Here is a 22,347-nt window from a genome sequence, read left to right on the forward strand (position 1 = left end):
CCCTTTATTGTGCACGCGTGGAGTAGTACCGGCCCAGCACGTGATCGCGGAGGTCGTCGAACCGACCGTCCCGGATCGCTTCGCGGATCTGGTCGACCAGCCGAATCGTGAAGCGCTCGTTGTGGATCGTGCACAGCGTCGAGGCCAGCATCTCCTTGGCCTTGAACAGGTGCCGGACGTAGGCGCGCGTGTAGTTCGCGCAGGTGTAGCAGTCGCACTCGGCGTCCAGCGGGGTGAAGTCGCGTTTGTAGCGGGCGCCGGTGATGTTGTACCGGCCGTCGGCGGAGTAGATCGACGCGTTGCGCGCCACCCGCGACGGCGACACGCAGTCGAACGTGTCCGCGCCCGCGGCGACCGCGGCGAACAGGTCGTCGGGCTCGCTGATCCCGAGCAGGTGCCGGGGCTTGTCGGCGGGTAGCTCGTCGGTGACCCAGCCGATGATCGTCGCCAGGTTCTGCTTCTCCAGCGCGCCGCCGATGCCGTACCCGTCGAAGCCCCTGCCCTCGTCGTCCACGATCTCGGTGAGCCCGCGGGTGGCACTGCGCCGCAGATCCTCGTACTGCGCGCCCTGCACCACGCCGAACAGCGCCTGGTACGGCTTGTCGACGCGCTCGACGGTGAGCCGCCGATGCTCGGCCAGGCACCGCACGGCCCAGTCATGCGTCCGCTGCACCGACGTCTCCTGATAGCCGCGGGTATTGACCAGCGTGGTGAGTTCGTCGAACGCGAAGATGATGTCTGCGCCGAGCTGGTGCTGAATGCCGATCGACACCTCCGGGGTGAACCGGTGCTTCGACCCGTCGAGATGCGACCGAAACGTGACGCCGTCGTCGTCCACGTGGGCCAGCCGTTCCTTGCCCTCGGCGATGACGTCGTCGGTCTGCAACCGCCCCGCGTCCATCGAGAGCACCTTCTTGAACCCGACGCCCAACGACATCACCTGGAACCCACCGCTGTCGGTGTAGGTGGGGCCCGGCCAGTTCATGAAGGCGCCGAGTCCGCCCGCCTCGTCGACGACGTCGGATCCGGGCTGCAGGTAGAGGTGATAGGCGTTCGCCAGAACCGCTTGCGCCCCAACGTCCTTCATCGTCTCCGGCAGGACGGCCTTGACCGTGGCCTGGGTGCCGACGGCGATGAACGCCGGGGTGTGGATGTCGCCGTGCGGGGTGTGGATGACGCCGACGCGTCCGGCCCGGCCGGACAGCTCCGCCTCGACCTCGAAGAATGGGCGGGTGGGAGCGGTCACGGTCGTTGATTCTCGCATCCCCGCCGATGCGACCGCCGCCGCCGACGTCCGCGGGAATGACACCGACTGCCGAATTTTTCCCAAACCCGAGACCCCGGGTCAACGGAGCGCCATCATACGGAGGATGACCCGCCGATCTTGATGGGTCGCGACAACCGAAGGAGAACACTCGTGAAGCGTGGGTTGCTGATTGCCCTGAGCGGCGCGGCGTTGGTCGCCGGCCTGTCCGGCTGTTCGTCGAGCGAGGAGGCGTCGCCGAGTTCCTCGTCGTCCGCCTCGTCGGAGTCCAGTTCGTCGGCCTCGTCCTCCGCGTCGGAGTCGGCAAGCGCCGCTGCCGGCGGCTCGAAGGTCACCATCGACGGCCAGGACCAGCAGATCGACGGCCAGGTGGTCTGCCAGGCGATGGGCGGCAACCTCAACATCGCGATCGGACAGGGCGGCTCAGGCATCGCCGCAGTCATCAGCGAAGGGGACGCGCCCACCGTCACCTCGGTGGGTCTCGGCAACGTCAACGGCGTCACGCTCGCGATGGGCATGGGCGCGGGTGACGCCACGGCGGTCAAGGATGGCAACACTTACAAGATCACTGGCAACGCCACCGGAATCGACATGGCCAACCCGATGTCACCGGTCACCAAGCCGTTCGAGATCGAGGTCACCTGCCCATAGCTCCGGTCACAGGCCAGCGACGGCGGCGTCCCGGCTGGGGCGTCGCCGTTTGCGTTGCCGCACCCGCCACGCGGCCTCATCGAAACCGGTCTGGACCTGCCGGGCACGCGGTAGCGTCCATGGCGCGCGGACGTTGCGCAGCACACGGAATCGGGGGAATGCGTGGCTCGACATCACCACATTCGGCAACGGAGGACCAAGACAGCGGTACTGACCGCTGTCGCCACGGCGAGCGTCTGCAGCACCCTGGTGCTCGGTGCGGGGCTCTCTCCGAGCACACCACCGGTGAGTTCCGCGGTGACGCTCACCAGCACCATGATCGGTGCCGGGGGACGTTCGGACGTGTTCGGCGAGAGGGTCCAGGCGAAGCTGTCCGGCACGGTGCAACCGCCTGGCTACGGGTACGCACCGGTCGTCTACCCCGCCAACTATGACCTCGCAGGCAGCCGCGACGCAGGCGTCCCGGTGATGCTCGCGGAGATCTCGTCGCGGTCGGCCGAGGCACAGCTGACGGTCGTGGGTTACTCCGAGGGCGCGCTGGTCGCCGAGCGGGCACGACGGGAACTGCAGGCGCTCCCGCCCACCGCCTCGCCGCCACCGAATTCACAGCTGACGTTCGTGATGATTGCGTCGCCGTTCGCCCCGAACGGGGGCATCTACGGCCGGTTCCCCGGCCTGAGCATTCCGTTCGTCATCGACCCCGTAGCGCCCAGTCAGCCGACGAGGTACGACACCACCTATCACGCACTCGAGTACGACCCCATCGCCGACTTCCCTGCCTACTTCAACCCGCTGTCGGTGCTCAATTCGCTGTTCGGGATGCGCTACGCCCACCCCGACCGGCACTACAACCCGATCGACCCGGCCACCGCGCCCAAGGTCACGACGACGGTGGTCAACTCTGCGGGCGGTACCGACACCTACGTGCTGTACCGAAATGCGCACCTGCCACTGCTGGGACCAATTCGGGAGATCTCCGCGAACCTGGGCCTGACGCCGCTGACGAGGCCGCTGCTCGCCGTGATCGAGCCGCTGCTGCGCCTCGTCGTCGACATGGGCTACACCGACCGCACCTACGCGACGGCAGGCGAACACGTCCCGTTCTCGCTCATCACGCCGCCGGGCAAGATCATCGAGGCCCTGCTCGGCGTCCCCGGTGCGCTGATCCAAGGCGTCACCGATGCGGTGACCGGCGGTGCGCCGGCCGTCACCGCGCCCGCCTCGGACAGTGCACGCACCACCTCTGCCCCGTCCAACTCACCCGCCGTCGAAACCCGCACTCCGTCAACGGCAATGGACGACGACGAGTCGCCGACGGCTGAGGCACCAGCCGCCCCCGAGGATGACGCCGACGCCCTGCGCCCCACCCTGGTGTCGGACGGCAACAAGGTGACGCCCGGCGGCGTCGACCCGGGACCCACCACCAGCGTCGGCACCACGGGCACCGCCGAGACGTCGGCCCCGGAACCCGAGACCGAGACCACCGATCCCGAGACCGAGACCACCGATCCCGAGACCGAGGCCCCCGACCCCGAGACACCAGCGGACGCGCCGGCGGAGGACCCGGCGACCGACGACTCGGCGGACGACGCAGCCGCCGCGTAGCGCGAACTACGCTGCACCCATGGCCGATCCGCGACGCGCGACCCATGCCGACGTCGCCGCCGTTACGACGCTGGTCGCCGATGCGTTCGCGATGTACGTCGAGCGGATCGGCAAGCCACCCGCGCCCATGCTCGCCGACTACGGCGCGCTGCTCGACGAGGGCAGGATCTGGGTCATCGACGGCGCGGACGGCCCCATCGGCATGATCGTCACGCTGGCCCGGCCCGACCACCTGCTCCTCGACACCGTCGCCGTCGCGGAGTCGGCACGCGGTGGCGGGCTTGGCCGGATCCTGCTGGACCGAGCCGAACTCGACGCCGCCGAACTGGGTCTGACCGAGGTACGGCTGGTCACCAACGAACTCATGACCGAGAACCTCGAGTACTACCCGCGGCGCGGATACGCCGAGACCGGCCGCGGCACCCAGGACGGCTACCGCCGGGTCTTCTTCAGCAAGGCCGTCGGCGGCGCTACTGCGCGCTCGCCGCGGGCCGCACGATGATCTCGTTGACGTCGACCTCCCGCGGTTGCCCGACGGCATAACCGATGGCGTCGGCGATGGCCGAGGCCGGCAACGCCACGGCACGGTAGGCCTTCATCGCGTCGCGGGCCCCCGAATCCGAGATCGACTCGGCCAGTTCGGACTCCGTGACACCGGGCGAGATCAGCGTCACCCTGATGTCGCCGCCGGACTCCTGGCGGAGCCCCTCGGTGATCGCACGCACCGCGAACTTCGTCGCGCTGTACACCGCCGACGTGGGCACCACCTCGTACGCACCGACCGACGCCACGTTGACGACGTGCCCGCCGCCCTGTGCCGTCATCACCGGCAGCACGGCGCTGATCCCGTGCAGGACACCGCGGACGTTGACGTCGATCATGCGGTCCCACTCGTCGACCTTGCGCGCGGACAACGGCGACAGCGGCATCACGCCTGCGTTGTTCACGATGACGTCGACCCGTCCGAAGTGCTCCTGCGCCGCGGCGACGAAGCGCTCGACGTCGGCGGCATCGGTGACGTCGAGACGCCGGAACGCGGCCTGCCCGCCGGTAGCGGTGATGCGACCGACCAGTTCCTCGAGCCGGTCTGCGCGCCTGGCGCCCAGGAACACTCGGTGGCCATCACGTGCCAGTCGCAGTGCGGTGGCTTCGCCGATACCGCTGCTGGCACCGGTGATCAGAACGACCTTCTCGTCGTTGGACATCTTCTTACTGCTCTCTCTCTGCCGTGGTGGCGATTCTCAAATGGCTTGCTGGGTGGGCAGAATGGTGATCTCGGTCAGGTTCACGTGACGCGGCACCGACGCGATGAACGCCACGGTCTCGGCGACGTCGGCCGGGCTCAGCACGTCGATCTCGGTGAGCAGGTCGGCCATCAGCTTGCTGGCGTCCGGGTCGGTCACGTGGTCGGGCAGTTCGGTGTCGACCATGCCCGGTTCGACGGTCGAGACGCGGACCATCTTGCGGCCCAGCTCGACCCGGAGCAGCCGCGTCAGCTGGCTCAGGTACGCCTTCGTCCCGGAGTACACCGAGAACTTCTCCAACACGCGCGTCGCCGCGATGGACGACGTGGTGACCAGGTCGGCGGGACCACCCGCCGCGGCCGCCGCCACGAGTTGCGGCACGAACGCCCCGATCGTGTTCATCACGCCGGTCACGTTGAGGTCGATCTGACGCTGCCAGTCGTCGACCCGAAGGTCGTCGATGGCCGAGACGAGCTGCACGCCCGCGTTGGCGAACACCAGGTCCGCGCGCCCGAGTTCGGCCGCCACCCGCTCGGCCGCGGCGGTCACGGCGTCGCGGTCGGTCACGTCGAGCGGAACCGCCAGTGCGGTGCCGCCGTCGGCGGTGATGCGCTCGACCAGCGCGTCGAGGTTGTCCTTGCGGCGGGCCGCGACCGCGACCTTGGCGCCGAGTTTGGCCAACCGAATCGCGGTGGCCTCGCCGATTCCGCTGGACGCTCCGGTCACCACGGCGGTGCGGCCGGTCAGCGGGGTGGCTGCGATGACTGTCGACATGACGTGTTCCCTTCTCTGGTGGATGTGCAGGTGGATCACTGCACTCGAACCAACCACCCGAAGTCCCGCCGAAAGGGGCCCAAGGGTGCCCAGCCGATCGGGGGACAGAATGGGCCACCCTCGAAGATGCCGAGGCCCGCATCGCACGTCAGACTGGTGTTCGTGGACGACCACCGCAACGACCTCGCCGAGTTCCTCAGTAGTCGACGCGCCCGCATCAGCCCCGAGGAGGTCGGCTTGCGCGGCGAGTTCGCCCGCAGGCGGGTACCGGGTCTGCGCCGCGAGGAGCTGGCGCAGTTGGCAGGCGTGAGCGTCGACTACTACACGCGGCTCGAGCAGGGCCGCAGCCGCAGCGCGTCGGTCGACGTCCTGGACGCGCTGGCGACGGCGCTCCGGCTCAACGACGCCGAACGCGATCACCTGCACCGGTTGGGCCGCCCGCAGCCGGCCAAGCGCAGGAGTCGCCCCCGCCCCCAGCACGTCGACCCGACCACGTTGCACCTGATGGAGCGCCTCGACGACGCGGCGTCACCGGCCTTCGTCCTGGGTCGTCGGCTCGACGTCCTGGCGCACAATCGACTGGCAGGCGCGCTCATCACCGACTTCCTGCGTCTGCCTGCGCCGCAACGCAATCAGGCCCGGTTCGTCTTCCTCGACCCCCACGCCCGCGAGCTGTACGAGGACTGGAAGCAGGTGGCGATGGACACCGTCGCGATGCTGCGCGACGACGCGGGCAGACACCCCGACGACCCGAAGCTCTCCGAACTGGTCGGCGACCTGTCCATCCACTCCGAGGAGTTTCGTACCTGGTGGCCGCGCCACGACGTGCAGCGCCGCACCACGGGAACCAAGGGCTACCACCACCCGGTGGTCGGCGACCTCACCGTCCGCTACCAGGCGCTGAACCCCGGTGGTGACGAAGACCAGACGCTGATCGTCTACACCACCGACCCCGGTTCGGCCTCCGACACCGCACTGCGGCTCCTCGCCAACTGGCACGAGCCCGATCCCGAGACGCCGCCCGAGCGGGCGGCCACGACCCGCGAGGACGCAGGCCGATGAGCCACGACGACGTAGGCGAGCAGGCGATCGCCGTGGTGCGCCGCAACACCGAAGAGGTGCAGGGGCGCGGGAACTTCGAACTGTTCGAGGAACTGTTCGCCGACGACTTCGTCGACCACACTCCGCAACCCGGCACCACCGCCGACAAGGACGGCGTGCGGGTGCTGTATCACCGTCTACGCGATGCCTTTTCGGACTTCCACCCGGAGATCCACTGGCAGACGGTGGACGGCGATCTGGTCACGACCTACAAGACCTACCACGGGACCCACAGCGCTGACTTCCTCGGCATCGCGCCGACCGGCCGCACCGTACGGTTCGACACCGTCGATGCGATGCGGGTGCGCGACGGGCGCATCGTCGAACACTGGGGCGTCGCCGACCTCTACGGGGTCGTCGGTCAGCTCCGGGCATCCGGCGACGGGCCCGGCTAGACGGGACCGGCTAGACGACGCAGGGCCGGCCGAACCGGGTGAACGTACCTGGGGAGAACAGGGCCCGCAGCCGCTCACCGGCTGGCGTGACACCCGCCGCGGCCACCAGTTCGTCGGCGATTCCTCCGACCTCGGCGGCGCGAAACATCCACGGCGCGTGCTCGTTCGGCACCCACCACGTCCGGCCTGCCTTGCGGGTGTGCGCGCCCCACCGTGCCGTCAGCCACGTCTCCAGTAGCGTGGCCGTGACGGGTGCGCCGACGTCGACGGTGATCTCCGAGCGCAGCCCGCGGTCCGGCCACCGGCGCGTGGTGACGTAGGTGATGCGATCGCCGTTGCGGGTCAAGCGCATTCGCGCCCACGTGTACGGAAGGCCCAGCGCCGCGCGGGAGATCCCGACCATCGCGAGGCGTTCGGTCTCCAGAGACCGGAACAGCACGCCGTGCCTGCCATCGTCGTCGGTGGAGTACAGCCGGACGTTGGTCTCGAGGAAGTCACCGAAGTACGGAACGGGCGTCGGCGCGACGAACGACAGGTCGCGCATCGCGAACGGGATGAGACCGACGTAGGTCATGCCGTCGGCGAAGACGTCGGGGCGGCTGCCGGGAGGGAACAGGTGGGCGACAGCGGCGGGATCGACGGGCCAGTGCAGGAACACGAGGTCACTCCACCGTTGGGTGGTGAAGACCGGCGACGGGAGCGACGGCGCGACGACCGGGAAGTTCGTCAGCGGGTCGGACGCGGTCGGCACACCTCGATCGTGCCACGCGGGCGGGTCAGCCCTGCGACGGCGACCAGTAGGCGAGCATCTCGGCAAACGTGTCGAACGCCGGGCGCGAGACACCGTAGGTGGCCTCGAGGTGGATGCTGAGCGGGAACCCGAGATCGGCGACGCCGTCGACCACTCGCTTGTAGAGGTCGACCAACGCGGTCCGCTTGTCGCCGGGTTCCATCCCGGCGAGGCTGCGCACGAAGTCCTGCTCGGCGGCGACGGCGGCGTTCCCGGGGTCCTGGATCAGCCAGTTGATCAGGCCGACCTTGGACTCCATCTTGGGGACGAACCCGAACGACAGCAAGATCTCCGGACGGTGATCGGTCTCCCGCGCGAACTGCTGGAGGAAGTCGACGATCGCGTCCGAGTAGAGCAACTGGGTCATGCCGTAGGTGGCGCCCTGCTTGCACTTGAAGTTGAACCGGCCCTGCTCCCCGTCGCGGGTGGGGATGAGGATGGCACCCCGGTTCGGCACCAGCTCGTCGTAGATCGACAGGGCGTCGGTGGGGGCGACGCCCGCGCCTTCGCCGTCGCTCATGGTGCGCGGCACGCCGACGAACGCGATGCCGTCGAAGCCTGCGGAGCTGAGTTCGGTCAGCCGCGTGCGCAGTGCCGGTTCGTCGAGGAACGACGTCACCTGCGTGCACAGGCCGCGGACGCCGGGCAGCTCCGGCTTGATCGTCGACCAGTAGTCCAGCACGTCGAGCTTGGGCTTCATCTCGATCGGACGGTCGTCGTCCTCCTCGATCATCCCGGGGATCATGACGTGCCCGATCCGGCCCTCGATGCCCGACTCTGCAGAGAGAGCGACCACCTTGCGGGCCTCGTCGATCGCGAACTGTGGTCCACGCTCGACGTTGGACGGTACGAGTTCGAGCGCAATGGTGTTCAAGGCCACGGGGCCGCTCCTAGACGTGTATGTGCGCCGCGCTGCCGCGGCGGCGGCCCGTTCACCTCGTCGTGAGCGGCACCGGAATCGCATTCACCCCGTGCTCGACGTCTGACGCCGCCGCTGGGATGTCTGCCGCCATTCTCGCAGGTTGGCGTCGGCATCGACTAATGGCCCGTGACGTGCACCGATGCCCCCACAGCCCGCAACGTGACCCAGGCAACACCGCATTGGCGGTTGGGCCTCACGGGGACCCGGGTAGCCAACAGACCGAGGCGCACTACGGCGTCGGAAGACAATCCAAACACGAACGGGGATGAGATAGATGTCCAACACGGACACCACCAACCTGCTCGCGCAGCTGCGTGCGGTACTCGAATTGACCAACACCGAGGTGCAGGTCGCAGAGACCCGCATCACTCAGGCCCGCACCGAAGCCGTCGAGCGCGAACTCACCGAGAACGCCCGCCACGGCCGTGAGCGTGCGTTGAAGATCCAGGCCGCGATCCGCGCACTCGGGGGTTACCCCGACGTGATCGCACCGTTCTTCGGTCGCGTCGCGGCATCGTTGAAGGCCCTGACCGAGCAGGCCGGGCCGTTCGACGAGGCGCTGCTGGGCGACCTGGCCCTGGAGCACCAGTTGCTCGACCGGTCGCGCTACCTGAAGGCGCTCGCCGTGGCTGCCAGCAACAAGGACGTCGAGAAGTTGGCTGCCGAGCTGATCACCGCTCACACCGCGACCGTCGACTGGCTCACCACCGTGCTGGCCGAGGACGCGCTGGGTGGCCCGGCCGCATTGCGCCGGACCCCGACGCAGGCCGCTGCCGGTATCGCCGTGAAGATCGCCAACCTGCCGCTGACCTGGTCGACGCGTGGCATAGACCGTGCACTCGACGCGATCCGCAACACGCAGCCCGCACTCGAGGACCTGGCCGACCGCGGCGCTCAGGCCGGCTCCGTCGCCGCAAAGGCCTTCTCGGCCTCGCGTGACGCGGCACTGCAGACCGCTGAGAAGGTGACCCGCGACGCGGGCGCCGACGATGCTGCCGACGTACTCCACTCGCTGCGTAGTTCAGCAGGCGTGGTCGACTCCGGAGAACTCCCGATCGCCGACTACGACGAGCTGAACGTCAGCTCTGCCGTCGCCGCGGTCAAGGACCTCACCGAGCCGGCCGACATCCGCGCCGTCATCGCGTACGAAGAGCAGCACAAGAACCGCGCGAGCGTCGTGTCTGCCGCGCAGACGCGCGTCGCCGAAATCGCTCGCGAGGTCGTCGGCGTCTGATCACCTGACCGACGACTGACCGACCAAGCGAAACCCCGGCCACTTCGGTGGCCGGGGTTTCGTGTGTCTGCTGCTGTCGTGTTAGCCGCGACCCGTGCTGGATTGCAGTTCGTCGATCATCTCCGACGCCTGCGCCTTGGTCAGGTCCTCGGGCACCTCGCGCTTGGCCTCCTGGGCCAGCGTGTGTAGATAGCTGCGCTGCGCCCCGGTCATCGGCTCGTCACCGGTGACCCAGTCGGACGGATCCTTCTCGGCATTCTCGTTGGGCGCCTGCTGCGCCTGGGTGTTCTCTTCGCTCATGCCACCTTGATACCCAGGCGAACAGGCGTTCGAAACCTGTCGATTCTCAGACCCACGCTCCCCCGTCGACGCGCAGGATCGCACCCGTCACGTACGAGGCGCGATCGCTCAACAGCCAGGCTGCGGCCTCGGCCACCTCGGCCGGGTAGGCACCCCGCCGCAGCGGTGTGTCCGCGTTGAGTCGCTCGATCACGCCGGGACTGGCGGTCTCCCACTCGCGGATCATCTCGGTCAACGTGGTGCCGGGCGCGATCGCATTGACGCGGATGTTCTCCGGGCCGTAGGTGACGGCTGCGGACTCGGTGAGGCTGTTCACCGCTCGCTTCATCGCGCCGTACGCGGGGAGTTCGGGGTTGCCCCGCAGGCTTCCGACGCTGGAGGTGTTGACGATCGCCCCCGCTCCCGTCGTGGCGCGCATCGCGGCGACCTCTGCGGCCATCGCGACGTACACGCCCCGCAGGTTGACGCCGTACACCAGATCGAAGTCCGCCTCGGTGACCTGGTCGAGGGGACCGGGCGGGACGATCGTCGCGCCGTTGTTGAACGCGGCGTCCAGCCGCCCGAAGACCTTCACCGTCTCGTCGACCGCGGCTCGCACCGAGTTACCGTCCGCCAGGTCGCAGACGACGAACTCCGCATGCCCGCCGGCCGCGGTCACCTCGTCGACGACCGCGGCGAGTTGCGCCTCCGTTCGTGCCGCCAGCATCACGCGGGCTCCCTCGCGGGCGAAGAGTCGCGCCGCAGCCGCGCCGATGCCGCGGCCTGCGCCCGAGATGAAGACGACCTTGTCGGTCAGCATTCCAATGCCGTTCGTGGTGTTCACGTCGTCGAGTCTCACCAGGGTGCGGCGCATCATCTAGGTACTCGCCATACCTGGCTATCCGGTCGGGACGCAGCAGAATGGAGTCGTGGACAAACGCGAACTGGGTGCCTTCCTGCGCAGCAGGCGCGAACGCATCTCGCCCGCCGACGTCGGGCTCCCCGCAGGCCCGCGACGTCGCACCCCCGGTCTGCGCCGCGACGAGGTGGCCCATCTGGCGTTCATCTCCACCGAGTACTACACCCGGCTGGAGCAGGCCCGCGCCCCGCATCCGTCGCGCGAGGTGGTCGGAGGGCTTGCGCGGGCACTGCGCCTGACCGACGCCGAACGCGTGTACCTGCACCGCCTCGCGGGCGTGGAGCCCGCGGCCGCGCCCGGACCGCCGCGCCAGGTCCGGCAGAGCATCCTCGACCTGCTGCACCGGCTGCCGAACGCGGCGGCGATCGTGATCTCGGCGACGTACGAGGTGATCGCCTGGAACGACCTGGCCTGCGCGATGATGGAGGACTTCTCCGCGCTGTCGCGCCGCGACCGCAACCTCGCCCGCCGCGCGTTCCTCGGGCAGCATCCCGACGGGCGGCGGCTGTACGGCGTCTCCGATGCCGACGAGTTCGCCCGCACCTGTGCGCTGCACCTGCGTGCGACCGTCGTCCGCTACCCCGACGACCCCGAGACCGCGCAGTTGATCGACGAACTGCGCAGTGGGAGTGCGGAGTTCGCGCGACTATGGGACGACCACGACGTCACCGCCGCGACCACGCTGTGCAAGACCTTCGACCACCCGCTGGTGGGGCCGGTGTCGGTCAGTTGCGACGTGCTCGACATCGCCGACCGCGATCAGCGGGTGGTCGTCTACACCGCCGAACCCGGGTCGCCATCCGACGAGGCAATGCGATTGCTGTCGGTCGTCGGAACCCAGCGGATGGACGTCCCGGGCTGACCATCGCCTGAGCCCCGGGGCCCGATCCCCATCAAAGCGCCACCGGGCGCTGCGTTCACTGTCAAGATCGGGGCCGTGACCGGGAGGCCAAAGGGGGTCGGCGTGGAGCAGTTGTCGGTTTGGGTGAGCACAGGCCTCGTCACGGCGGGCCTGTCGGCGGCGATGCTTGCCGGGGCCGGCGTGGCGGGGGCCGATACCGATGGCGAGTCTGGCGGCTCCGAGGGAACGTCAGCGGAAAGTTCGTCGACTGACTCGTCTGGGTCGACGTCTGCTGGTTCTTCGGCGGCTGGTTCTTCGGCGGCTGGTTCTTCGGCGGCTGGTTCTTCGGCACCGAAGGCATCGGACCCGGACACCGCGACCAAGCCCGAAACCAAGCCGGACGCGTTGGACTCCGAACCCGACGTCGGGCCCGAACCCGAGCCCGACGTCGACGACGCCGAGCCCGAAGCCCCCGCAGAGCCTGCACCCACCCCGGAAACCGAGGTCGACGTCGCGACCCCGGCGCCGGAAGCACCGAAGAACGACTCCACTCCCCCGGCGGACCCGACCGCTCCCGCCACGAAGCCCGACTCGGTCGTCACACCGCCACGGGTCACCGAGCCCGACCCAGTGGCGTCATCACGTGATGACACCGGCGACACCGACGCCCCCGCCACGCCCGCGCAGCCGACCGTCGAGGTGACACCCATTGCCGCGCAATCAGTCACGGACAGCGCTCCGGCTCCGGCAGCCCGGGTCACGCAGTCGATCACCGCGGTGAAGCCGCCGTCCCCGCCGTCGCTGCTCGACGTCGTGGGCTCGGTGATCGCATCCGTGGTAGTCAACCTCGGGTCGCTAGTGATCAACACGTTGCAGGCGCTCGAGGCACTGGTTCAGGGTCCTCCAGTGCTACCGCCGGGAAGCACCGTCACCGTGCGCAGTTCGACGATCGAGCTGAACACCGGGCAGCGCGTCGCCGCGAACTGGTACTACCCGGAGGGTGACGTCCCGCCGACGCGAATGATCCTGCTGCAGCACGGGTTCCTCGCGCAGGGTCCGATGTACAGCTACACCGCGGCGAACCTCGCTTCCCGCACGAACAGCATCGTGGTGACGCCGACACTGCCGTCGAACATGTTCGCCGGTGACGACGCCTGGCTCGGCGGATCGGGCATGGCGTCGGCCATTGCCGACCTGTTCGTCGGCGACCGTGCCGCGCTCACCCAGAGCGCCATCGCAGCCGGATACGCGACGCGCTACGGCCTGAACCCTGAAACAGCCGCGCTGCCTACGAAGTTCGCGATGGCAGGCCACTCACTGGGCGGTCACCTGGTGGCGGGAGCCGCAGGGTTCCTCGCCGAGAACGGCGCCGCCCGCGACTTGGTCGGCGTCATCACGCTCGACGGCGTGCCGCTGGGAACGACGATGCCCGACGCCCTGGTGAAGCTCGACGCATACGAGCTGGCGTCCGGACACTACGTACCGATCCGCGAGATCGGCGCACCCGCCAACTACCTGAACGCGTCGAGCAACGTGAAGCAGGCCCTGTCGGCGGCACGACCCGACCGCTTCAACGGCGTCGTGCTCAAAGGCGGCGTGCACATGGACTCGATGCAGGGCGGCAACCCGCTGATCCAGTTCGCAGCCTTCGTCGCCGCAGGCTTCCCGCAGCCGCAGAACCCGGCAGCAGTGCAGGAACTGGCGGTCAGCTGGCTCGACGACTGGTTCGAGGGACGGACGGACGTCGGCGACGACCTGACGCCCGGTGCGACGATCATCATCCCGACGCCCAAGGGCACCGCACGGGGCGCGGTGATCGGCACTGCACCTGCGCTCGCGGAGATCCTGGAGTTCGCCCCGTCGGGTCCGGCAGCGGTGCCAGCAACCGACGCCCAGCTCACCCGGCTAACTGCGTGAGGTTCGGGAGGCCGGGCACGGGGACGTGGTGAGCGGTCGTATCTTGTCCTCATGGCTGAGCTACCCGGCTTCGACGAGCAACTCGACCGCGCGCTGCGGGCGCAGGCCGCCCGTGCCGGCGAGTCGATCGACGTCTACGTACAGCGAGCGGTCGCCGCTCGATTGCGCAGCGACCTCGAGTCGTCTGGCGACCCGGAGCACGGGGTCCTGCTCGACCTGCTGACCCGCATCGCCGAGAACACCGCGACCGGCACCGTCTCGAGCCTGCATCCCGTGCTCGACGATCCGGCCCGCCTGAAGGCGTTGCAGGACACCGGCCTGCTCGACTCCGATGCCGACCCGTCCTACGACCGGATCGTGTCCATGGCCGTGGAGGCGCTTGGTGTGTCCGCGGCGGCGATCTCGTTGGTCGACGACCACCGCCAGTTCTTCAAGAGCGTCCTCGGCCTGCCCGAGGGGGTGCGGGAGACGCCGATGTCCCGCTCGGTGTGCCGTTACGCCGTCGCCACGGGCGAGCCGCTGGTGGTCGAAGACGCCCGCACCCACCCGATGCTGCACGACCACCCGGCCGTCACCGACGGCACCCTGGTCTCCTACGCGGGCATCCCACTGATCGACCCGGCCGGCCTGGCCATCGGCACGTTGTGCGTGTGGGACGACAAGCCGCACCAGTGGAGCACCAGCCACGTGCAGATCTTGGACGACCTCGCGCACATCGTCAGCGAACGCGTCTTCTCCGCGAAATAGCGCGGTGAGACGCATTATTCACCGCTAACGTAAATGTTACGGGACCCTCGCGAATACGGGTTTGCACAATCGCCGAGCAAACTGCTGCATGATCTTCACGGGTACGGGGTAGTTTCAACCTCGTGAATGGCTGTGTGAAGTAGGTCACCGTGGCTACGCCCGTAATGTCACCCCGCGCCGGCGTCCGGCTCCCCGATGTCGTACCCGAGCCCAAAGCCGCCAGGCGGTCGCTGCCCGACCTGCTCCGTCGCGACCCGCTGCACACGGTCGTCACGATCCTCATCGACCTGGCAGCAGCCGTCGCGGCCGTCGCCGCCGCCCTCGCACTGGGCCGCGGCAGTGAGACCCAGGCGCTGGTCGGAGCGCTGCCATGGCTGTTCGTGCCAATGGTTCTCGCGCTGCTGGCGTCGCACGCGATGTACCGCCGTAGCCTGCGCAGGAACTTCCTCGACGAGATCGGACCGGTCGAGACGTCGATCGCCCTGACGACGCTGGTGCTGCTCACCATCATGCTGGCCGCCGGCTCGGAGGGCAGGCCCGGCGAGGTGGTGGCCCGGATTTGGGTGTGCGCGGCGGTGCTGCTGCCCGCCGCGAGACTCGTCCGTGCCGTCCTGCAACGCATGTTGCGCCAACGTTTTCGCTCCGCTGCGCCCACTCTCGTCATCGGCGACGGACCGATATCGCATCAAATCATCTCCCGCATGCAGCAAATGCCCGAATACGGTTTGCTGCCGGTAGGCATATTGCGCGCAAGTTCCTACGTTCCGCGTGAGCGCGACGATCTTCCGGATTTCCTGAACGTCCCCCACCTCGGCGCTCCACTCGACCTCGAGGACGTCGCCCGCGCCACGCACGCGGAGGAGCTGATCGTCGGATTCTGCGACGACGTCCACTTCGACGACATCGTCGGGGCCGTCCGCGCCGCACAGCGCCTCGGCATGCGGGTCTGGGTCGTACCGCGACTGCACGACGCGGTCGGCAACCGAGCGCGCGTTGAACACCTCGGCGGCCTGCCCCTGCTGGTGCTGCCGCACGTCAACCCGCTCGGCTGGCAGTTCTGGGTCAAGGGCTTCTTCGACCGGGTGCTGACCACCATCGGGCTGATCCTGATTTCGCCGATCTTCCTCGGGCTTGCGCTGTTGGTGCGCCTCAGTTCGCCCGGGCCGATCTTCTTCAAGCAGAAGCGAGTGGGCCGCGACGGCAAGGTCTTCGACTGCTACAAGTTCCGCTCGATGCGACCGCCACGGGAGTCCGACGCTGCGTTCGAGCTGAAGTCGGGCGCCGCACCGGGCGGCGTCGAGGGGATCGATCGCCGAACCCGGATCGGCAAGATCATGCGGCAGACGTCGCTCGACGAACTGCCACAGCTGCTCAACGTCATCAAGGGCGACATGAGCCTGGTGGGCCCCCGACCCGAGCGGCCCGAGTTCGTCGCACTGTTCGAGGCGCAGATCCGCCGCTACGGCGAACGTCACCGGGTCAAGGCCGGCGTCACGGGGTGGGCGCAGGTGCACGGTCTACGCGGTCAGACGTCGATCGCCGACCGCGCCGAGTGGGACAACTACTACATCGAGAACTGGTCGATCTGGCTCGACGTCAAGATCCTGTTCCTCACCGTGCGCGCGGTGCTGAAGCGCGCCGAGGACTGAGCGCGACGCCATGACCCTGCTCGTGCTGCTCGTCCTGGGCACGGTCGCGGCCGCCATCGCAGTGTTCACCACCGCCGCGATCTACCGCAGACCGCAACGCGGACTTCTGATCCTGGCCGCGCTCACACCGCTGCACGGCCTGCTCGGCATCCTCCCGCTGCCCGGGATCGCGGCGGGCTGGAAGGAAGGCCTGCTGATCCTCACCGCGGTGTGCGCGTGGCTCCGGCGCGCCCGCACGCCCGTACCCCACCGCCGAGCACCCCTGCACCTGCCCTGGTGGCCGGCCGCCGCGCTGTGGCTGGTCGTCGGGAGCATCTCGGCGATCGTGGTCTTCGGCTGGTTCGGCCTGTTCGCCATCAAGGTGACGTTCTTCTTCGTCGCCGTAGTGGCCGTCATGTGGTTCGCCCCGTTCGACGCCCGCGACCGCGACCACTTCGTCAGCATCCTGATGGGGATGGCGGTGCTGACGTCCTTCGTCGGCATCGGCCAATTGATCGTGGGCCCAGGAACTTTGGTGTCACTCGGCTACGAGTACGGCCGTGAGGTCAGAACCTCGGGCGGACTGCTCAGAACGTTCAGCACCTTCGTCCAGCCGTTCCCGTTCGGGCTGTACGTGATGCTCGCACTGCTCGTGGGCGGCGCCGTCGCGCTCGCCGAGCCCTGGCGCCGGCGCAACCTGGTGTTCCTGTCGCTGTCGCCGATCATGGTCGTCGCGATGGCCAGCTCCATCGTGCGCGCCGCCATCCTCGGGCTCGTCGTCGGCATGCTGTGGCTGGCCGTGTTGCGATTCCGATCATTGTTCCTGCCGTTGGCGGTGGGCGCCGTGGCCGTCGCGGTGGTCATCCCGTTCGTGCCGTCCATCTCCCGGGTGTTCCTGTCGTCGAGCAGCCTCGGGGAACGGGGCGCCGGGTGGAGCGACATCATCGACAGCATCCTGGTGCACCCGGTCGGACTGGGCCTCGGCGCGAGCGGGGCTGCGGCGGACCGGATGTCGACCGCGCAGGGCGTGACGTTCAGCGGCGTGTCGACGAACTATCAGCCCGACAACTACTACGTGAAGATGCTGCTCGAACTCGGCCCGGTCGGGCTGTGGCTGGTGCTGGCGATCTTCATCACCGCGGTGACGTGGACGACGCGTCTGGCATGGACGCTGCCCGGTCGCGACGGCGCGCTCGCACTGGGTATCAGCGCATCGCTGATCGCCGGCATGGTGGCCAGTCTGGTCGCCACCTATCTCGAGATCTTCCCGATCGACGTCTACTTCTGGCTCTTCTTGGGGGTGATTGGATGCGCAGCAGCGCAGCACGATGCGTCTACGGAGCGCTCGCTCTCCGGCCCGGCGGCAGCGGGGTACAGACCTACATCCGCGAGTATCTGAGGGAGGTTCCCGCGCTCCTGCCCGACGCCGAGATCGCTGCCGTCGTGCAGCGCGACGCCGTCGACGACCTGCCCAGCGAGGTGCGCCCGTTGCCGCGGCCGGTGTCCTCGGGCGCCGTCCGTGCCGTCCTCGGCGGCGTGCCGACCTACTCCTGCAACGCCTTCCACGCGCTCGACGTCGACCTACCCGTAGCCACCCGCGCGTTCACGGTGGCGACTGTGCACGACATGTCGGTGTTCGACATGCCGTCGGCATCGACCCGGATCCGCGCCGCAGGCGAGCGGCGACTCGTCGCTCATGCGCTGCGCAAGGCCGATCTGCTGCTCGCGGTGTCTCAGTTCACCGCCGAACGCATCAAGGCGATCAGCGGCCGCGACTCCGCCGTGGTCGAACTGGCCCCCGCGTCCTGGGCGCGGCCACCGGAGGCGAACGTGGTCGCCGGGGTGCGGGCGAAGTACGGCCTACCCGAGCGGTTCGTCCTGCAGGTGGGCACCGTCGAACCGCGCAAGGACGTGGCACTGGTCGCCGAGGCCGCCGCCGCGCTCGACGTTCCCTGCGTGCTTGCGGGCGCCGGATCCACCGGACCCGCCGCGCCTCGCACGGCGGTCGGGCTGGGCTACGTCGACGTCGAAGACCTTCCTGCGCTGTACCACATGGCCACGATCACGGCCTACGCCTCGAAGTACGAGGGGTTCGGACTACCCCCGGTGGAGGCCATGGCGTGCGGTGCCGCGGTGGTGGCCAGTGCAGTGGGTGCGCTGCCACAGGTGGTGGGTGACGGTGCCGTCCTGGCGAAGTCGTCGCGCCCGGCCGACTGGGTGGCGGCGATGCGTCCGCTGCTGTGCGACTCCGCTGCGCGAGACGGGTTGCGTACCAGGGCCTTGCAGGCCGCCGCTGCGATGACGTGGCGCCGCACGACGGAACTGTCCATCAAGGCCTGCCGCAATGCCGGGGCGCCCCTGTGACCGACGACCCGATCGCCGAGGGCGCCGAGCCGGTCACCGACTACCGCGAGGTCGCCGCCGATCCCCGGGCTGCCGCGCGCGCCACGATGGTGGTCCTGGCCAGCCGCGTCGTCGTGGCCGCGCTGGGTTGGGTGGGCAGCGTGGTCGTCGCCCGCTCCCTCTCGTCGGAGGAATGGGGTCAGTTCAGCTTCGTCTTCGCGCTGCTCGGCGTCATGTCGATCGTCACCGATCTCGGCGTCGGCCGCGTGGTGCTCGCCCACCTGATCGGTGCCGACCGCGACGAAATCGTCCGTACGGCATCGTCGTTCATCGCCCTGCGCACCGTGCTCGGCCTGGTCGGCTACGTCTTCGCCGTCGGCTACGTGGTGCTGCTGCGCTACCCCACCGAGGTCGTCGTGGCCACCGCCGTGGCGGGTCTCGTGGTGGTGCTGGCCACGCCCAGCCATGCGCTGACGGTGCTGTTCCAGAGCAGGCACCGCATGTTCCTGGTCGCCGTGGCCGAAAGCCTGGGACAGGTACTGCAACTCGCGCTCACCATCGCCGCGGCGGTCTTCGCCCCGGCCCTGCTGATCTTCGTGCTTCCCGTCGTCGCCAACGAACTGTTCAAGCTCGTGGTCAAGGGCTTCGGCGTGACTCGCGACTCCGTCGGCATCCACCCGTCGCGCCATCTGGACGTGCGGCGGTGGAAGCCCATGCTGGTCGAGGCGGTTCCGCTGGCGATCGGCTTCGCGCTCACCGTCGCGATGATGAAGATCGACATCCTGATGCTGAGCCTCATGGACACCTACGACGCCGTCGGCCTCTATTCGATCGGCTACAAGTTCTCCGACGTCATCGACACCTTCGCGCTCGCGGCGGCCGCGCCGATCAGCACGCTGCTGGTGGCCGCGTGGCCTGCGGACCTCGATGCCTTCCGGGAGCGGACGCGCACCGCGGCAACGTTGTTCGGCCTCGGTGGCGCCGTCTGCGTGGTGGCGTTCTGGCCGTCGGCCGAGCCGCTCATCCGGCTCCTGTACGGCGAGCGCTTCGCGCCATCGGCCTCGGCCGCGCGCCTGCTGGTGGTCGGGGCCGCACTCACCGCGCTGATCATCCTCGGCATCTTCCTGCTCACCGCGGCTGGCAAGCAGCGCAGCTACCCGTGGGTCGCCGTGGTGGGCCTCACCGTCAACGTCGCGCTGAACCTGGTCCTGATCCCGCGACTGTCCTACGACGGCGCGGCGATTTCGACGGTGGTCACGTGGGCCGTGGCGGTGACCCTGCTGTGGGTCGTCATCCACCGGACGCTGCCCGTCGGTGGGCTGCTACCGCTACGACAGCTCTCGGTGCTCGTCGCACTCGTCGTGGTGCTGTCGGCGGCGGGCACCGCCGTGGTGGACCGCCTCCCCGGGCTGTGGCCGCTGGTGTCCGTGGTCGCGGTGGCCGTTCTGGTCGGCCTGGCCTACGCGCTGCGCCTGCTGGTGGGAGTTCCGCTGCCCGTGCGGAGGAAGTCGACGTGACCGATTCGGCTCTGCTGTTCGTCGCGCACACCGGCAACGTGTCCGGAGCGGAGAAGGTGCTGCTGCGCCTCGTCGCGGCAGCCGTCGGCGAGGGACGGCCCATCACGGTCGCCTGCCCGACCGGCCCGCTGGCCGACCGGCTACCCGACGCCGTGACGCACGTCGAGCTGCCGCCGCTGGGTCTGGGCGGCGAGTCGGGCGCGGCCCGCGTCGTCGGCGCGGGTCGACTGCTGGGGCGCTGGGTCCGGGCAGGCCGGATCCTGCGGCCGCTGATGCGTCGCGGTGGCACCGTCACCATCGTCAACTCCCTGTTCGCGCTGCCCGCGGTCCGCATCGGCGGCGGTCGGTCCAGCGCGTCCTGGCTGGTGCACGACACGGTGGTGAACGGCAAGCAGCGGGCCGTCACGACCATCGGCAAGCCCGCGATCCGCAAGGCCGTCGCGGTGTCCGAGGCGACCGGAGACCCGTTGCGCGCCATGGGCTTTCCCGTCGTGGTCGCCCACAACGGGGTGTCGTGGCCGGTGCCCCGCCTCGGCGGCGAACTGCACTCGCCGCCGGTTGTCGGCATGCTCGCCCTGCTGACGCCGTGGAAGGGCCACCGCGTACTGCTCGATGCCGTCGCGCGGCTGCCCCACGTCGAACTCGAGCTGGCCGGGGGCAGCTTCCCGGGCGACGCAGGCTACGTCTCCGAACTCGAAGCGCGAGCCACCGCCCCCGACCTGGCGGGGCGGGTGCGCTTTCTAGGCCACGTCGACCCGGCGGCCGCGATGGCAGGGTGGGACGTCGTGGTGTCCGCCAGCGTGCTCCCCGAGGCCGGTCCGCTCAACGTCCTCGAGGCGATGTCCCACGGGCTGCCCGTGGTGGGCAGCGACCACGGCGGCACCAGCGAGTTCCTCGCAGGCGGTGCGGGTGTGCCGTACCCACCCGGAGATCCGGTGGCGCTCGCGGCCGCGATCCAGCGGGTGCTCGACGACGCCGAACTGCGCAGCTCGGTAGGCGACGCGGCACGTGCGTACGTCGCCGCCCACCACGACGTCAACGCGACCATCCCGGCGATGCTGCATGCGCTGGCGTCCTGATCTCCGGCGCGCGGCGCTGGCACTGGGTCTCGGGCTGGCCATGGTCGTCGGCCTCTTGCTGCTGACCGTCGCGCGGGCCGACGACGCGTCGGACTGTCGCGCCGCCACGGCCAAGGGACGCGTCGGCGCCGCACAGGGCTCCGACGTCCTCACCATGTCCGACGACGACCTGGCGACGCTGCTGGATCGCGTGACGGCGGCGGGGATGTGGTCGATGCGCATCGACGTCGACTGGACCCGTGTCGAACCCCGGCAGGGCAGCATGGACTGGTCCGACGTCGACAGGGTGGTCGACGCGGTCAGTGCCCGTGGCCTCTGCCCGCTCGGCCTCGTCACCTACGCTCCCGACTGGGCGTCGGACCATCCCGATGCCAGCGGCGGATACTTCGCCCCGACCGACCCCGAGTCCTTCGCGGCGTTCGCGGCCGCGGCGGCGCGGCGCTACGGATCCCGCATCTCGGTGTGGGAGGTGTGGAACGAGCCGAACACCGTCAACTACTTCAGGCCCAAGCCCGATCCGGCCCGGTACGGCCTGTTGCTCGCCGCCACCTACCGCGCGATCAAGGCCATCGACCCGGACGCGACGATCCTGTCGGGCGGGCTGGCACCGGCCGAGGACAACGGTCGCGACATCGCGCCCCTGACGTTCCTACGGGGGCTGTACGCGAACGGCTCGAACCGGTACTTCGACGCGTTCGCGATCCACCCGTACACCTACCCCGCACTGCCCGACGATCCCAGCACGGCGGAGTGGAACACCGCGCAGCGGATGTGGGACATGCGCACCGTGATGGTCGACGGCGGCGACTCGTCGAAGACGATGTGGATCACCGAGTGCGGTGCACCGACCGGAACCGGCCGACGCGCGGTGTCCGACGCGGTACAGGCCGACACGTTGCGTCAGTTGCTCGCGGTCGCGGAGAACACGCCGTGGATCGGTGCCGCATACGTGTACGGCATGCGCGACAGTGGATCCGACGCAGGCGACACCGAACAGAACTTCGGCATCCTGCGGCGCGACTTCACTCCAAAACCCGCCTACGACGTGGTCCGCGGGTTCGGGGAGGCGGGCACGTGAGAGTTTGCGAACCGATCCA

22 protein-coding genes are annotated in these 22,347 nt (G+C 69.2%); 15 read left to right on the forward strand and 7 right to left on the reverse strand.

Translation table 11 applies throughout. From position 1 onward, the window contains the following. Positions 1 to 4 precede the first annotated feature (4 nt). Positions 5 to 1,246: a tRNA guanosine(34) transglycosylase Tgt gene (gene tgt / locus LOK44_RS20130; RefSeq protein WP_237571874.1), complete on the reverse strand. Its 1,242-nt coding sequence runs from the start codon at positions 1,244 to 1,246 to the stop codon at positions 5 to 7. A 171-nt stretch (positions 1,247 to 1,417) separates the two neighbouring features. Between tgt and LOK44_RS20135 the strand changes: the two genes are divergently transcribed. From LOK44_RS20135 to LOK44_RS20145, 3 genes are all read left to right on the forward strand, one after another. Continuing rightward, positions 1,418 to 1,915 (forward strand): lipoprotein LpqH, encoded by a 498-nt coding sequence (locus tag LOK44_RS20135; RefSeq protein WP_237571875.1) that lies wholly within the window; start codon positions 1,418 to 1,420, stop codon positions 1,913 to 1,915. A gap of 162 nt (positions 1,916 to 2,077) precedes the next feature. Next, the gene (locus LOK44_RS20140; RefSeq protein WP_237571876.1) at positions 2,078 to 3,520 is read left to right on the forward strand and encodes a PE-PPE domain-containing protein; all 1,443 of its coding nucleotides are present in this window, start codon (positions 2,078 to 2,080) and stop codon (positions 3,518 to 3,520) included. 19 nt (positions 3,521 to 3,539) lie between these two features. After that, a complete protein-coding gene (locus tag LOK44_RS20145) occupies positions 3,540 to 4,022 on the forward strand; it encodes a GNAT family N-acetyltransferase (protein ID WP_237571877.1) in 483 nt (160 codons plus the stop codon). Here LOK44_RS20145 and LOK44_RS20150 read toward each other — a convergent pair. Next, positions 3,991 to 4,725: an SDR family oxidoreductase gene (locus tag LOK44_RS20150; RefSeq protein WP_237571878.1), complete on the reverse strand. Its 735-nt coding sequence runs from the start codon at positions 4,723 to 4,725 to the stop codon at positions 3,991 to 3,993. The genes LOK44_RS20145 and LOK44_RS20150 overlap by 32 nt on opposite strands. A gap of 36 nt (positions 4,726 to 4,761) precedes the next feature. Further along, positions 4,762 to 5,538: an SDR family oxidoreductase gene (locus LOK44_RS20155; RefSeq protein ID WP_237571879.1), complete on the reverse strand. Its 777-nt coding sequence runs from the start codon at positions 5,536 to 5,538 to the stop codon at positions 4,762 to 4,764. Between the two features lie 162 nt (positions 5,539 to 5,700). Between LOK44_RS20155 and LOK44_RS20160 the strand changes: the two genes are divergently transcribed. Beyond that, positions 5,701 to 6,600, forward strand: coding sequence for a helix-turn-helix transcriptional regulator (locus LOK44_RS20160; RefSeq protein ID WP_237571880.1), 900 nt, complete (start codon positions 5,701 to 5,703; stop codon positions 6,598 to 6,600). Further along, positions 6,597 to 7,034 carry an ester cyclase gene (locus LOK44_RS20165; RefSeq protein ID WP_237571881.1) on the forward strand — a complete coding sequence of 146 codons (438 nt, stop codon included), beginning with the start codon at positions 6,597 to 6,599 and terminating at the stop codon, positions 7,032 to 7,034. The genes LOK44_RS20160 and LOK44_RS20165 overlap by 4 nt, the downstream gene beginning before the upstream one ends. Before the next feature lie 10 nt (positions 7,035 to 7,044). Here LOK44_RS20165 and LOK44_RS20170 read toward each other — a convergent pair whose 3' ends face one another. Both LOK44_RS20170 and LOK44_RS20175 read right to left on the reverse strand, forming a co-directional pair. After that, positions 7,045 to 7,785: a YqjF family protein gene (locus LOK44_RS20170; protein ID WP_237571882.1), complete on the reverse strand. Its 741-nt coding sequence runs from the start codon at positions 7,783 to 7,785 to the stop codon at positions 7,045 to 7,047. A 25-nt stretch (positions 7,786 to 7,810) separates the two neighbouring features. Beyond that, complete coding sequence (locus tag LOK44_RS20175) at positions 7,811 to 8,704, reverse strand: mycobacterial-type methylenetetrahydrofolate reductase (RefSeq protein ID WP_237571883.1); 894 nt, start codon at positions 8,702 to 8,704, stop codon at positions 7,811 to 7,813. Positions 8,705 to 9,020: 316 nt separating this feature from the next. Between LOK44_RS20175 and LOK44_RS20180 the strand changes: the two genes are divergently transcribed. After that, the gene (locus tag LOK44_RS20180) at positions 9,021 to 9,980 is read left to right on the forward strand and encodes a DUF8129 domain-containing protein (RefSeq protein WP_237571884.1); all 960 of its coding nucleotides are present in this window, start codon (positions 9,021 to 9,023) and stop codon (positions 9,978 to 9,980) included. A gap of 81 nt (positions 9,981 to 10,061) precedes the next feature. On the opposite strand, the gene LOK44_RS20185 is transcribed toward LOK44_RS20180, so the two are convergent. Both LOK44_RS20185 and LOK44_RS20190 read right to left on the reverse strand, forming a co-directional pair. Further along, positions 10,062 to 10,280: a DUF3072 domain-containing protein gene (locus LOK44_RS20185; protein ID WP_163921031.1), complete on the reverse strand. Its 219-nt coding sequence runs from the start codon at positions 10,278 to 10,280 to the stop codon at positions 10,062 to 10,064. A 46-nt stretch (positions 10,281 to 10,326) separates the two neighbouring features. Next, positions 10,327 to 11,133 carry an SDR family NAD(P)-dependent oxidoreductase gene (locus LOK44_RS20190; RefSeq protein ID WP_237572112.1) on the reverse strand — a complete coding sequence of 269 codons (807 nt, stop codon included), beginning with the start codon at positions 11,131 to 11,133 and terminating at the stop codon, positions 10,327 to 10,329. Positions 11,134 to 11,188: 55 nt separating this feature from the next. Between LOK44_RS20190 and LOK44_RS20195 the strand changes: the two genes are divergently transcribed. From LOK44_RS20195 to LOK44_RS20235, 9 genes are all read left to right on the forward strand, one after another. Next, positions 11,189 to 12,040: a helix-turn-helix transcriptional regulator gene (locus LOK44_RS20195; RefSeq protein ID WP_237571885.1), complete on the forward strand. Its 852-nt coding sequence runs from the start codon at positions 11,189 to 11,191 to the stop codon at positions 12,038 to 12,040. 384 nt (positions 12,041 to 12,424) lie between these two features. Then, entirely contained in the window at positions 12,425 to 13,936 is a 1,512-nt protein-coding gene (locus tag LOK44_RS20200; RefSeq protein ID WP_237571886.1) for an alpha/beta hydrolase family protein, read from the forward strand. A gap of 51 nt (positions 13,937 to 13,987) precedes the next feature. After that, a complete protein-coding gene (locus tag LOK44_RS20205; RefSeq protein WP_237571887.1) occupies positions 13,988 to 14,683 on the forward strand; it encodes a GAF domain-containing protein in 696 nt (231 codons plus the stop codon). A gap of 164 nt (positions 14,684 to 14,847) precedes the next feature. Then, the gene (locus LOK44_RS20210) at positions 14,848 to 16,332 is read left to right on the forward strand and encodes a sugar transferase (protein ID WP_249783899.1); all 1,485 of its coding nucleotides are present in this window, start codon (positions 14,848 to 14,850) and stop codon (positions 16,330 to 16,332) included. A 10-nt stretch (positions 16,333 to 16,342) separates the two neighbouring features. After that, a complete protein-coding gene (locus LOK44_RS20215; RefSeq protein WP_237571889.1) occupies positions 16,343 to 17,710 on the forward strand; it encodes an O-antigen ligase family protein in 1,368 nt (455 codons plus the stop codon). Further along, entirely contained in the window at positions 17,620 to 18,675 is a 1,056-nt protein-coding gene (locus tag LOK44_RS20220) for a glycosyltransferase (RefSeq protein ID WP_237571890.1), read from the forward strand. Before LOK44_RS20215 ends, LOK44_RS20220 begins: the two co-directional genes overlap by 91 nt. After that, positions 18,672 to 20,171, forward strand: a complete 1,500-nt coding sequence (locus LOK44_RS20225) for a flippase (protein WP_237571891.1) — start codon at positions 18,672 to 18,674, stop codon at positions 20,169 to 20,171. The genes LOK44_RS20220 and LOK44_RS20225 overlap by 4 nt, the downstream gene beginning before the upstream one ends. Next, positions 20,168 to 21,250, forward strand: coding sequence for a glycosyltransferase family 4 protein (locus tag LOK44_RS20230; protein WP_237571892.1), 1,083 nt, complete (start codon positions 20,168 to 20,170; stop codon positions 21,248 to 21,250). Before LOK44_RS20225 ends, LOK44_RS20230 begins: the two co-directional genes overlap by 4 nt. Then, the gene (locus LOK44_RS20235) at positions 21,234 to 22,328 is read left to right on the forward strand and encodes a glycoside hydrolase 5 family protein (RefSeq protein WP_237571893.1); all 1,095 of its coding nucleotides are present in this window, start codon (positions 21,234 to 21,236) and stop codon (positions 22,326 to 22,328) included. Before LOK44_RS20230 ends, LOK44_RS20235 begins: the two co-directional genes overlap by 17 nt. Positions 22,329 to 22,347 lie beyond the last annotated feature (19 nt).

The organism is Mycolicibacterium lacusdiani (genome assembly GCF_021916785.1).
Taxonomy (GTDB): domain Bacteria; phylum Actinomycetota; class Actinomycetes; order Mycobacteriales; family Mycobacteriaceae; genus Mycobacterium; species Mycobacterium lacusdiani.